This is a genomic window from Streptomyces sp. Rer75, assembly GCF_013414305.1.
Taxonomy (GTDB): Bacteria; Actinomycetota; Actinomycetes; order Streptomycetales; family Streptomycetaceae; genus Streptomyces; species Streptomyces himastatinicus.
This window is the reverse complement of record NZ_CP058693.1, coordinates 5,024,861-5,036,351: the sequence shown is the minus strand read 5'-3', so window position 1 is coordinate 5,036,351 and position 11,491 is coordinate 5,024,861. Positions and strand designations below refer to the sequence as shown.

Genomic DNA, 11,491 nt, shown 5'->3' with positions numbered 1-11,491 from the left:
ATGGACCGACTCCTCACCGTGTACGAGGTCGCGGAGCGGCTTGGTACGAGCGTCCGTTTCCCCCGCCGACTCATCGAGGAACGCCGCATCACCTTCGTCAAGGTCGGTCGGCACGTCCGCATACCTGAAAGCGCCGTAGAGGCGTTCGTGGGCGCTAACACCGTGGAACCGATCGCCCTTCGGTCGACAGGGCTCAGGAGGGCTGCCTGATGGCTGGCAAGCGAAAGTCCCGCCGGAACTTCGGACGCGTCCGCAAGCTGCCTTCCGGCCGGTTCCAGGCTCGGTATCCGGGGCCTGACGGTGTCCTGCGTCCGGCGGATCGCACCTTCGCGACGTCGACGGACGCTGATCGCTGGCTGATGCGGAAGCGCATCGAGATAGAAGAGGATCGCTGGCTCGATCCGGCTGAGGGACAGACGACCGTGCGTGACTGGTCGGCCCGCTGGCTCGCTGCCGTCTCGCCGCAGCTCAAGCACAAGACTCAGGCTTCGTACCGCTCGCTGATCAACTCGTTGATCAATCCGGCTCTCGGGGACCGCGAACTGTCGACCCTCCGGCCGATCACGATCGCTGAGTGGGTCGGTGCGATGAAGACCAAGGGGCTCAGCGTTTCACGTATCCGGCAGGCGTACCGGGTCCTGTCGCAGATCATGAGGGCGGCTGTCGACAACGACATGATCCCGCAGACGCCGTGCCGTGGCGTGAAGCTGCCTCGGATGCCGCAGACCGAGCCGCACATCCTCACGCCGCTTGAAGCCTCCCGGATCGTACGGAGTGCCGCCAAGCCGCATGACTTGTTGATCGCGCTCCTCGCGTACGCGGGACTGCGCGTCGGTGAGGCGTTCGCCCTCCGCCGCGTGGACATCGATGTGCCCGGCGGCTTCGTCCTGGTCGATGAGAACCTGGCGGAGGCCAACGGCGCCTTGGTCTTCGACACACCGAAGTCCCACCAGAAGCGGCTCCTGCGAGTTGGCCCGTCGCTCGCGAAGCGGCTCGGGCGACATCTGGAGACCCTGCGCGGCGGAGATGACGCGCTCCTGTTCACGACGCCCGGTGGCAAGCCGCTGCGCTACAACCAGTGGCGCAAGGCGTACTTCGACCCTGCCGTGTCGGCCGCCGGACTGACCGATGTGACCCCACATGACCTGCGCGCCTCACACGGAACGTGGGTCGCCGACCAGTACGGCGTGATGACCGCTGCCCACCGGCTCGGCCACTCCAACGCGAGCGTCACCACACGGCACTACGCCCGACCGGTCGCCGGACGCGATGACCAGGTGGCCGCTGCTGCGGACGAGTGGTTGGACGAGACGTGAGGCTGCGGAAAATCCGCTGTCGGGCTGGTGGCATCGAGCTAGGCTGCTGCTGCCCCGGGTGCTGACCAGTTTGGGGACATGGGCCGGTGATCTTGCTGTCCGCTCCTGCCGCTGGCAGGGCCGCCGCAGTGCGGGGGATCACCGGTTCCGATATGCATCGCACTGACGAGGCCGTTTCGTTCGGATCACCGAACCCTTGGCATGTGAGCGCGCTCATCGGGTGCGGCGCCTCCGACGGCCTCTGAAACCTGGCGTCGCTGTATGTCGGGGGGAGCTGACCGTGGAGAACATACTGTCCGTGGCCATCGGGGCCGCTATCGGCCTCATAGGGGTGGTGTTCGGGTCGTGGTTCACCGCGCGCCGACAGGACCGCATGTGGCTCCGCGAACAGAAGCTCAAAGCCGGGATCGGCTTCAACACGGCTGTAGTTCAGCTACTGGACTACCTGAAGGAAACACAGCTGAGTGACGACGGTCCGGGAGCCAACGAGTTGGCGAACCGGCTGCAGGAAGCACGCTCAGCCCTCTACCTGCTCTGCTCCAACGACACCGTCGATCTCGCCGATGCCCTCGCGCGTCGGGTATGGAGCACCCGGCCCACCGACGGCAGGGACGACCGCCGGGCCGAGTTCCGAGAGACGTTGGACCTCCTGCGTCGCTTCACCCACCAGCTCCGGCAAGAGATCGCCAGATCGTAGTCCCGACTGGATCACCGGGCGGACCAGAGGAAGATGCCTGCGATGAGGAGCCCGGCCAGGTAGATGGTGGCGGTCTTTCTGGCACCTCGGCAAGCGGCCGACTCCTGGCTCAGCGGGCACGACTCCGTTCCTGGGGCACGTAGCGGGCACGATGACGATGAGGACGGTTCCGCCGGGATGCTTGCGCGCGTCTGACCTGCGGCGGAGCGTCCGGCCCGGCAAACCGTCGAGAGATCTTGAAAACCGTCGTGGCAGCGATGTCACCGAGGGTTCAAATCCCTCAGCCTCCGCGCAGTAGGAAAAGCGCAAGTGAGAGGGGGTTCCGGGTAATCCGGAGCCCCCTCTCACCTGCTTCCTGTCTCACCCTGTCCCACCTGAATCCCAGCGTTGACCAGCGCGTGCGGCCAACCTGTGGCCAGGCGGGCACCGGCACTGTGCACGGCTCGGCGTCGCTCGTCCAACCGGCTTCTACTTACGGCCGAACCCGCGCGATGATCAGCTCGTCCAGTCCGATCCTGACGCTTGGTCGATGCCCTCGTGGCTGGCGAGCCAGTGTTCGTAGGGGGGCCGCAACTTCTTCATGTCAGCGCAGCGCAACACTGACGTGGCCTCGGCTTGGCGCTGCCTCAGAACAAGGTGTCCTGGTCAGGCGTCTCCGGCGTCTCTGGAATCTCCAGCGGCGGCACGTCTTCGCCTCGCCACTTCGCATCAAGGTGTTTGCGCCAACCCTGCGGCGGTGGCCACGGCACGCCCCACTCGGCGAGTTGCTTCTTCGTCCAGCCGCCCTTCGGCGTCTGTGCGGCGGCGACTTCGTCAGGAGAGGGCACGTACGTCGACATGGGGCAATGCCTGCCCACGCGGCTGCCCCGGGTACGCATGTGAAGGCCGACACAATACGTTCACTGCGTTGGCGTGAGCGTGGACAGTAAGTACTCAGGCCGCGAGGCCGTCGTCTTCGGCTGGCTCGTCCTGAGCCATCAGGCCGGCCACCCACAAGGGCATCAGCCAGTGCACTGCAAGGACCGCGATGAGCGCCGGTGCCGCATACGCCGTGGGAGCCTCGTCAGCGGCCGCACCCGTGATCAACAGACCAGCGGCGGTTGCGGCAAGGAGCAGGGTCATAGCCCGGTGGGCGCGGGCCTGCACCCGAACGCGTTCCGCTGATTGCCGCTCGTCCAGCGCTCGTTCGCGCAGTTCGAGCAGACCACGGGTAGCGGCATTGATCACTCCGGTCGCGACCATCCATGGCAGCAGCAGTACCGCCACGACGATGAGGGCCCAGATCGGTTCCCCCTCCGCGAGGTAGAAGTAGGTCATGAGTCCGCCGATGGCCGCCGTCAGCATCAGATGCGCGGAGACGGCCAGGTGCCGACGCGCGGCTGTGGCGTACAGCGGCCGTCCCCTGCGGTCGTTCATCAGCCGCAGCATGCTGCGGTCGTAGCGCGTCAGTGCCGTCGTCATGACCTTTTCCTCCCGTAGATCTCATCCGTGAGTGGCCGGAACGGTTCGAGGGAGAACAGCGCCTCAACCGGCAGCTCGAAGAACTTCGCGATCTTCAGTGCCAGGTCGAGGCTCGGGTTGTACTGTCCTCGCTCGATGTAGCCGATGGTCTGGTAATGCGCCCCCACCACCTCGGCCAGGCGCTGCCGCGACACCTTCCGTTCAGCGCGCACCATGGCCAGTCGGTTGTGCACCTGCTCACTCATGTATAAGGAGTACTACATTTCGTCGGAGAGCTGCAACCATCGACGGCGCTCCCTGAGGGGGGTCGTCGGGTCACCTCTGCGCTCAGCCAGGCCAACTAAGCGCTCAGGGGCCGACCGGAGCGCTCAATCACATCTGTTGTCAAAGGTTGAGCACATCATCAATCAGCTGGTTCGCTCGGTTCTGCTGCCCCCGTAGCAGCCTCGCGTAGAACTTCCAGAGCACGGCGATGCTGTGCCCGGCTCGCCGGGCGACATCTACCGGATCCACGCCCGCCTTGATCCACAGCGAGATACCCGCGTGCCGCGCCGCGTACGGCACCTCGGCGAGCGGCGTATGGACCTCGGCCGCCGGAAGAGCCGCGCGCCGGGCCTCCTGCCAGACCTCCGTGTACTCCGTCGAGCGCACCCGACCACCGCGCACAGCACGGAACGGCCGCCCGTCCGGGGCGGCCCCGTACGTGTCCAGGTGCCAGCGCAGCAGCTGCACGAGCACGGGCGGAATAGGCACCGGCCGGGTGGTCTTCTGGGCTCGTCGCTTCAACCCCCGCACCTCGTACGACTTGCCGTCGTCCGTCCACCCGGATCCCACCTCCGGCCGACTCCCCGCGAGGATCAGTTCGTCCCAGCCGGACTCCGGTAGTTTGCAGTCCCGCTTAGTCAGCGCGGCCGCCTCGGAAGGCACATCCCCGCGTAGTACAGGCACCCGAAGAACGCGTGAAGGTGTTCCCCACGTGGCCCCTGGCCCCTCACGGCCTCCAGTAGCTCTCGCATCAGCTCCGGGCCGGGAACGTAGCGGAAGTCCACCTCGTCGTCCGTCTCCGGCGGGTCCCTGTCGATCCGGCTCAGCGGGTTGACGGTGAGCAGGCCCCGCTCGATCGCGTAGCGCAGGGCGATCTACCGGGCGGACAACGAACTCCTCGCAAACGGACACGTCTACGGTGTGGGCGCCTATCTGGCTCCGGTCCTCCACTGCGGGACGTGCTGCGCGTGGCGACCAGCCGCGGGCACCGTTTGGAAACGCCTGAGTAGCACCCTCAGAGGAACGCCCGGTCGACTTGTCACCGCGGGTTCTGGCTGGCAGCCATGTGCAGTACAGCAGGGAGCCTCGGATACGTTCCGAGATCTCCCTGCTTTCTCTTGGCGACGCGGGGTCGGCTGACTGCTCTCCCTGGCCCGGCTCCCTCTTCTGCCTGGACTGTGCCAGCTCCGCGCCATCTCCGAGCAAGAAGCGGGACCTGAGATTGGGAATCCCCGCTGCTTGAGCGTAGGTCTGGTCTCTGACCTGCGGAAACGAGCAGTTGGCAGTGATTGTGGCCGGGGTCGTGTCACCGCTGTTCGCCGTGGTCGACTGCTCCTTTTGGTGCGCCTCTGGTGCGGCCCCTGCGACTACCGATGCAGCCTGGTTCGGATCCGAAGGAAGACCCTGGTGGACGACTCGAGATGTTGCCTGGTTTGTCCGCATTTAGGGTGTGTGTCATGGGTCGAATACGCAAGATCATCCCGTTACTGACGGTCGTCGTATTCGTGTTATTGCACGTCTTCGCCTATCCAAGCACGCGCTTCGCCAATGACTCATACCGCTACGCTCGCTCGGCGTACGAGTTCTTGGGCGCCCCCTACCGGAAAGCCCAGGACAAAGCGCTGCGGGCCTACTGCGCGGACACCGCGGCGATGCTTCAGCGCAACCGCATGCTGCATCAGGTCGAGTTCCGGGCCCCGGTGCGCCGTCATGAGTTCCAGGACTGCCTGGCTCAGTATGCGGATGGCCTTAACCCCAGCAATCCGCGGTACGAGGCGCTCTTTCACGCTCGTCCCGCCTATCCACTGCTGGCCGCACCGTTCGTCTGGCTCTTGGGGGCCAAGGCGGGGCTGACGGCCGTTGCCCTGGGTTTCACGGCGCTCGGAGGGCTGTTGGTCCTGGTGCTCTTGCGCGCGCTGCGTGCACCGCCTCCGGTGGCATGGCTCGGTCAGTGCCTGTACTACGTCACGCCCATAGGGCTGTGGGGCAGTCGGCCTATGACGGAAGGTCCGGTGCTTGCCCTCATGGTGGCCATGCTGCTCGGTGCGGTGTGGCTGTGCCAGGGGCGGTCGGTGGCGGGGGCTCTGCTGTCCGTGGGGGCCTTCGCGCTGGGTTTCGCGGTCAAGTACTCAAGCTTCGTCCTGGTAGGGCCATGCCTGGTGGTGGCGGGTGTCATGGCGCTGATGTTCGTTCCACAGGCCCGGCACAAGGGCACGCGCTGCCTGCTCATCGTCTCGCTCTTCGAGTCCCTGGCCGCCTTTGCGATGAGCAGGGTGCTCCGGTTGCCCGGATTGGAGGCTTCGCTCCAGGACACCTTCTCCCTCCACTGGACCTATTCCGAAGTCACCAACCCATGGCGGCTGCTGGTCCAGCTTGATGCCAACTACTGGTGGCAGTGGCTACAGAGAGAGGCATTGGCTCCCTCTCTGCTCTTGCTCTTGGTTTTCGGCGTCTGGGGCGCGATGAGCCGCTCGGTGCCCATCGCGCTTTGCCTGATCGCCGTGGGGGGTACGGGCCTGCTGACGTCCGCAGCCCACCCGGTGGCGATGGAGGGCGACAGGCTCTACGTGCAGGTGTGGTTGGTAGTCGTCGTCGGGCTGCCCCTCCTGGTCGAGCGGCTGCGCATGAGCGGCGGGTCCTCCGACGCGCTGCCTGCGCGAAGTGATCCTCTGATAAAGAGCGACGGACGCCAGTGAGGAACAAGCGGTCGACGCCTGGGTACGTGTGTCGCGCCTGAGCGCGTGCGGGGCCCGGACGACTTCACCGCAGCCCCGTGCGACGACCTCTCCTTGGTAGGCGGTGCCCCGACGCGGGCGGCGTGTTCTTGGGCCGATGTCACGCTTCGTCAGGCTCTGCGTCAGCGTCCAACAGGCTCGTTCGATCTGCTCATTCGGCCCGTGGCCGCCGCCCGCTCCTGGCACCGCCCTGCTCGGCGCGAGGGCTTACCCGCGGCCTCCTGCGATGAGTTCGCTGACGAGGCTTTCGATGCGGGCCCGGATTTCGTCGCGGATGGGCCGTACCGCGGCAACACCTTGCCCGGCTGGATCGTTGAGCTTCCAGTCCCGGTACGTCTTGCCGGGGAAGTACGGGCAGGCATCGCCGCAGCCCATGGTGATGACGACGTCCGACGCCTGCACGGCTTCGGCGGTCAGCACCTTCGGGATCTCTGCGGCGATGTCGATGCCGACTTCAGCCATCGCCTCCACCACGGCGGGGTTGACGTGCTCGGCGGGTGCCGAACCGGCGGAGCGGACTTCGACGCGGTCGCCCGCGAGGTGGGTGAGGAAGGCGGCGGCCATCTGGGAGCGGCCCGCGTTGTGGACGCAGACGAACAGCACGGACGGCCTCTGGGAGTCAGGCACGGGCGGGACCTTCCTGGGCGGGCCTGGGGTCGGCGGCCACGGTGGGTGACGGCGGGAAGTAGCGGCGGGCGGCCAGGGCCACGTAGACGAGGCCGATCAGTACGGGGACCTCGATGAGCGGGCCGACGACTCCGGCCAGGGCCTGTCCGGAGGAGGCGCCGAAGGTCGCGATGGCTACGGCGATGGCGAGTTCGAAGTTGTTGCCCGCGGCGGTGAACGCCAGCGTGGTCGCGCGGGGGTAGTCCAGGCCCGCGGCCTTGCCCAGCGCCATGGACCCGGCCCACATCACGGCGAAGTAGACCAGCAGCGGTACCGCGATCCGGGCCACGTCCATCGGCTGCGAGGTGATCGCATCGCCTTGGAGTGCGAACAGGACGACGATCGTGAACAGCAGCCCGTACAGGGCGAACGGCCCGATGCGCGGGATGAGCGTCGTCTCGTACCAGGCGCGGCCCTTGGCCTTCTCGCCGAGGCGCCGGGTGAGGAACCCGGCCACCAGGGGGATGCCGAGGAAGATCAGGACACTGCGGGCGATCTCCCACACGCTGACGTCGAGGCCGGTCTGTTCCAAGCCGAGCCAGCCGGGCAGCACGGTGAGGTAGAACCAGCCGAGCGCGGAGAAGGCGATCACCTGGAACACGGAGTTCAGGGCGACGAGGACGGCGGCGGCTTCCCGGTCGCCGCAGGCCAGGTCGTTCCAGATGATGACCATGGCGATGCAGCGGGCCAGGCCGACGATGATCAGGCCCGTCCGGTACTCCGGCAGGTCCGGCAGGAGGAGCCAGGCGAGGGCGAACATGAGCGCCGGGCCCAGGACCCAATTGAGGACGAGCGAGGGGATCAGCAGGCGCCGGTCCCGGGTGACCGTGTCGAGGCGGTCGTAGCGGACCTTGGCCAGCACCGGATACATCATCACCAGCAGGCCGAGCGCGATGGGCAGGGAGACGCCGGTGACGGTCACCTTCGCCAAGGCGTCGCCCAGGCCCGGAACGAGCCGTCCCAGGCCGAGTCCGGCAGCCATCGCGAGCAGGATCCATACCGCGAGGAACCGGTCCACGAACGACAGGCGCGCGGCGACCGGGGCGGTGGGGGACGCGGTCGTGGAGTCGGCGGCCATCAGATGCCGTCCGCCGTACCGGCGGGCTCGGGCAGCGGCTGCCCGGCGGGTCGGGTGAGGATTCCTGCGAGCCGGTCGGTCATCTCCGGCAGCAGCCAGTAGTAGACCCATGTGCCCCGGCGCTCGCAGTCGATCAGCCCGGCCTGTCGCAGCAGTTTCAGGTGGTGGGAGATCGTCGGCTGGGAGAGGTCGAAGGCGGGGGTGAGGTCGCAGACGCAGACCTCGCCTCCGGCCCGCGAGGCGATCATCGACAGCAGCCGCAGCCGGATCGGATCACCCAGCGCCTTGAACACCTTCGCCAGCTCGACGGACTGCGCCTCGTCCATCGGGGCGGTCAGCAGGCCGGGGCAGCAGCCGTCGACGCTGTCCTGACCGAGCACGCTGTCCTGACCGAGCACCGCAAGCTCTTGTTTCGACATTCTTCTATGTTGACGTTCTTCGATCCAAGGCGCAAGCTTGTATTGAAAGAGATCGATACAGCCAGACGGGAGACCGCCATGTCCCGCGCGCAGCTCGCCTTGAACGTGCCCGACCTTGACGCCTCAGTGGCGTTCTACTCCAAGCTCTTCGGCGTCGAGCCGGCCAAGCGCCGCCCCGGATACGCCAACTTCGCGATCACCGAGCCGCCGCTGAAGCTCGTCCTGATCGAAGGCGAAGCAGGCCAGGAAACTCGTCTGGATCACCTCGGCGTCGAGGTCGATTCCACCGAGCAGGTCAATGCCGCCACCGACCGGCTCAAGGTCGCCGGGCTCGCCACGTTCGAGGAGAACGACACCTCCTGCTGCTACGCCCTCCAGGACAAGGTCTGGGTCCACGGCCCCGGCAAGGAACCCTGGGAGGTCTACGTCGTCAAGGGCGACGCCGACCAGATGGGCAAGAGCGCAGCCACCGATGCCGACGGCACCTGCCGCACGGACCAACCCGCCTCGGAAGGCGCCGTAGCCGCAGCAGGCTGCGCGTGCGGCTCCTGAGCCGCAGCGAGGCCGCGCAGCAACGCCGAGGTCAGCGACGTAGCTGGTCAGAAGGGGTGCCCCCCGAGTCGAGGGGCACCCCTTCCGCATGTCCGCTGTCGCACGTCAGGGGATGGAGACGCTGGTGCCGAACTCGAACGTGCGGGTCTGGTTCGGCCCGACCTGAGCGATTCGGTGCCCCTGACAGTTCGGAAGGTCGAAGACGCTGGCGGTCTGGTTGGTGTGGTTCACCACGAACATGGGCCACACGTTCGTCGTGTAACAGCCACTCGGGTTGGTGTACGTGTTCAGGCCGACGGTCAAGGTGCCCTCGGCGGCCGCGGCCGACCCCGCGGACGACAGGGCGAGGGCCACTGCACCCATCACCGACGCCGCGACAAGCCCGATACGACGCATCGTTGCCTCCTGCTCAGACACGATCCGGAGGAGACGCCAACCGCCTCCTGACCCATTGCTAGCGACCGTCGCTTGACGGGCACTCACGGCTCACGTGAGTGCGGTGAGGGTCGAAGGGCTCTGCGCGTGCGTCCTGTCCGCCGCAGAAGTCGACGCCATCGGAGACCAGGTGCGTGCTCTGGGGGACGGCCTGGGCGGGTCTCGGACGAGGGCGGGTGGCTCCGTACGCGACATGCGGGTGGGGCCAGAAGACCGGAGGCCCCACCCGCATGTGGCGGAGGCGTCGGGTCAGGTGCTCCGGGTTCCGAAGTAGTGGCCCTGGTCGAGGTCGTCGATGAGGCCGGGGCCGGTCGGGTGCCAGTCCAGCAGGTCGCGGGTCAGGGCGTTGGACGCCGCGACGCTTGCGGCGAGGAAGCGGGCCAGCCAGCCGAAGTGCGCGTCCGCCTCCTCGGCGGGTATGGAGACCACCGGCAGGTCGAGGTGACGGCCGATCACCTCCGCGATGGTGCGCAGCGGTACGCCCTCTTCGGCGGTGCCGTGCAGTACCGATCCCGCCGGGGCCTTCTCCACGGCAAGCCGGACCAGCCGCGCGGCATCGAGGCGGTGGACCGTGGGCCAGAGGTTGGTCCCGTCGCCGATGTAGCCGGAGACGCCCTTCTCGCGGGCGATGTCGATCAGCCTGGGGACGAAGCCGTGGTCGCCCTCGTCGTGGACGGACGCCGCGAGACGCACGATGGATGAGCGGACGCCGCGTTCGGCGAGGTCCAGTGCCGCCCGCGCGCTGGCCTCCCGGGGGCCCGCAGTCGAGAGGTCGGGCCGGTCCCGCTCGGTCGCCACCCGTCCCGGGGCGATTCCGAGCAGGCCGGAGGCGACGACGAGGGGGCGATCGGTCCCCTCGAGCGCGGCGCCGAAGGTCTCGATGGCGCGTAGATCGGCCTTGACGGCGCCCTCGTAGTCCGAGAAGTCGTGGATGAACGCGAGGTGCACGACCCCGTCCGCCGCGGAGGCGCCCGCGTGCAGGCTGTCGGGGTCGTCGAGGGCGCCGCGGTGCACCTCGGCGCCGGCTGCGGCGATGGCCTCGGCCGAGGCGTTCGAGCGGGCGAGTCCGAGGACCCGGTGGCCCGCGCGGAGGAGTTCGGGAACGACGGCGGAGCCGATGAAACCGGACGCGCCGGTGACGAAAACACGCATCAGTGAGATCTCCCAGTGGTGGCCCGTCCTCGGCGCAGGGCGCGTCCGGACAAGTCGATGTCAGTCACTGTCATCGGCAGCGTACCACTGCGATGTCAGTCGCTGTCATCACGTAGGATCGAGGCCATGGGTCGATGGGAGCCGGGCGCGCGTGAGCGACTTCAACGGGCGGCATTGGAGCTCTACGTCGAGCGGGGATTCGAGCAGACGACGGTTGCGGAGATCACCAACCGGGCGGGCCTCACGGAGCGGACGTTCTTCCGCCACTTCGCCGACAAGCGCGAAGTGCTGTTCTCGGGCCAGGACGAGCTGCTCGAAACCTGCGTGAACACCATCGTCGGCGCGCCCGAAACCACGGCTCCTCTCGATGCGGTGGCCGCGGCTCTCCAGGCCATCTCCGCCCGATTCGAGGAGCGTCGCGAGTTCTCCCGGCAACGCCAGACCGTGATCACCGCGAACGCCGGACTTCAGGAACGCGAACTGCTGAAGCTCGCCGCGCTCGCTTCCGCGACGGCCGAGGCGCTACGTCGGCGCGGTGTTACGGAGCCGACCGCGAGCCTGGCCGCCGAGGCCGGGATCGCGGTCTTCAAGATCGCGTTCGAGCGCTGGATCGGCGAGCCCGGCGGGCGGACGCTGGCCGACGTCATCCAGGACTCCCTCGACCACCTCAAGGCCGCGACCGCGACCGACGACTAGGGCCTGTTGTGAAAGTGCTG

Annotated in this window: 15 protein-coding genes and 1 pseudogene; 7 read left to right on the top strand and 9 right to left on the bottom strand. The window is 67.5% G+C overall.

Features of this window, described 5'->3' with window-relative positions:
* The 3 genes from HYQ63_RS21305 to HYQ63_RS21295 all read left to right on the top strand — a co-directional run bounded on the left by HYQ63_RS21305 (position 1) and on the right by HYQ63_RS21295 (position 2,013).
* A complete protein-coding gene (locus HYQ63_RS21305; protein WP_179935392.1) occupies positions 1-210 on the top strand; it encodes a helix-turn-helix domain-containing protein in 210 nt (69 codons plus the stop codon).
* Positions 210-1,316, top strand: coding sequence for a site-specific integrase (locus HYQ63_RS21300; RefSeq protein WP_179935391.1), 1,107 nt, complete (start codon positions 210-212; stop codon positions 1,314-1,316). Before HYQ63_RS21305 ends, HYQ63_RS21300 begins: the two co-directional genes overlap by 1 nt.
* Positions 1,317-1,596: 280 nt before the next feature.
* Complete coding sequence (locus HYQ63_RS21295; protein ID WP_179935390.1) at positions 1,597-2,013, top strand: hypothetical protein; 417 nt, start codon at positions 1,597-1,599, stop codon at positions 2,011-2,013.
* A gap of 626 nt (positions 2,014-2,639) precedes the next feature.
* Here HYQ63_RS21295 and HYQ63_RS21290 read toward each other — a convergent pair.
* From HYQ63_RS21290 to HYQ63_RS21275, 4 genes are all read right to left on the bottom strand, one after another.
* Complete coding sequence (locus HYQ63_RS21290; RefSeq protein WP_246097813.1) at positions 2,640-2,852, bottom strand: hypothetical protein; 213 nt, start codon at positions 2,850-2,852, stop codon at positions 2,640-2,642.
* Positions 2,853-2,946: 94 nt separating this feature from the next.
* Positions 2,947-3,474, bottom strand: a complete 528-nt coding sequence (locus tag HYQ63_RS21285; RefSeq protein ID WP_179935389.1) for a hypothetical protein — start codon at positions 3,472-3,474, stop codon at positions 2,947-2,949.
* Positions 3,471-3,719, bottom strand: a complete 249-nt coding sequence (locus HYQ63_RS21280; RefSeq protein WP_009716589.1) for a helix-turn-helix transcriptional regulator — start codon at positions 3,717-3,719, stop codon at positions 3,471-3,473. Before HYQ63_RS21280 ends, HYQ63_RS21285 begins: the two co-directional genes overlap by 4 nt.
* A gap of 139 nt (positions 3,720-3,858) precedes the next feature.
* The gene (locus HYQ63_RS21275) at positions 3,859-4,401 is read right to left on the bottom strand and encodes a hypothetical protein (RefSeq protein ID WP_179935388.1); all 543 of its coding nucleotides are present in this window, start codon (positions 4,399-4,401) and stop codon (positions 3,859-3,861) included.
* Positions 4,402-4,608: 207 nt separating this feature from the next.
* Here HYQ63_RS21275 and HYQ63_RS44835 point away from each other — a divergent pair.
* Together HYQ63_RS44835 and HYQ63_RS21270 are read left to right on the top strand one after the other, a co-directional pair.
* Positions 4,609-4,689 (top strand): annotated as a pseudogene (locus tag HYQ63_RS44835) (XRE family transcriptional regulator); the annotation flags it as partial.
* Positions 4,690-5,195: 506 nt separating this feature from the next.
* The gene (locus HYQ63_RS21270) at positions 5,196-6,434 is read left to right on the top strand and encodes a hypothetical protein (protein ID WP_179935387.1); all 1,239 of its coding nucleotides are present in this window, start codon (positions 5,196-5,198) and stop codon (positions 6,432-6,434) included.
* Positions 6,435-6,680: 246 nt separating this feature from the next.
* Here the strand turns inward: HYQ63_RS21270 and HYQ63_RS21265 are convergent, their stop codons facing one another.
* From HYQ63_RS21265 to HYQ63_RS21255, 3 genes are read right to left on the bottom strand one after another with little or no spacing between them, the layout of a single operon-like run.
* Positions 6,681-7,100, bottom strand: a complete 420-nt coding sequence (locus HYQ63_RS21265; protein ID WP_179935386.1) for an arsenate reductase ArsC — start codon at positions 7,098-7,100, stop codon at positions 6,681-6,683.
* Positions 7,093-8,217, bottom strand: a complete 1,125-nt coding sequence (arsB, locus tag HYQ63_RS21260; RefSeq protein WP_179935385.1) for an ACR3 family arsenite efflux transporter — start codon at positions 8,215-8,217, stop codon at positions 7,093-7,095. The genes HYQ63_RS21265 and arsB overlap by 8 nt, the downstream gene beginning before the upstream one ends.
* Entirely contained in the window at positions 8,217-8,636 is a 420-nt protein-coding gene (locus HYQ63_RS21255; RefSeq protein ID WP_179935384.1) for a helix-turn-helix transcriptional regulator, read from the bottom strand. Before HYQ63_RS21255 ends, arsB begins: the two co-directional genes overlap by 1 nt.
* Positions 8,637-8,714: 78 nt before the next feature.
* Between HYQ63_RS21255 and HYQ63_RS21250 the strand changes: the two genes are divergently transcribed.
* Positions 8,715-9,188: an ArsI/CadI family heavy metal resistance metalloenzyme gene (locus HYQ63_RS21250; protein WP_179940348.1), complete on the top strand. Its 474-nt coding sequence runs from the start codon at positions 8,715-8,717 to the stop codon at positions 9,186-9,188.
* Between the two features lie 105 nt (positions 9,189-9,293).
* Here the strand turns inward: HYQ63_RS21250 and HYQ63_RS21245 are convergent, their stop codons facing one another.
* Entirely contained in the window at positions 9,294-9,605 is a 312-nt protein-coding gene (locus HYQ63_RS21245; RefSeq protein ID WP_179935383.1) for a hypothetical protein, read from the bottom strand.
* Between the two features lie 267 nt (positions 9,606-9,872).
* The gene (locus tag HYQ63_RS21240; protein WP_179935382.1) at positions 9,873-10,775 is read right to left on the bottom strand and encodes an SDR family oxidoreductase; all 903 of its coding nucleotides are present in this window, start codon (positions 10,773-10,775) and stop codon (positions 9,873-9,875) included.
* Positions 10,776-10,901: 126 nt separating this feature from the next.
* Between HYQ63_RS21240 and HYQ63_RS21235 the strand changes: the two genes are divergently transcribed.
* On the top strand, positions 10,902-11,471 hold the full coding sequence (locus HYQ63_RS21235) for a TetR family transcriptional regulator (RefSeq protein WP_179935381.1): 570 nt from the start codon (positions 10,902-10,904) through the stop codon (positions 11,469-11,471).
* The last annotated feature ends 20 nt before the right edge of the window (positions 11,472-11,491 follow it).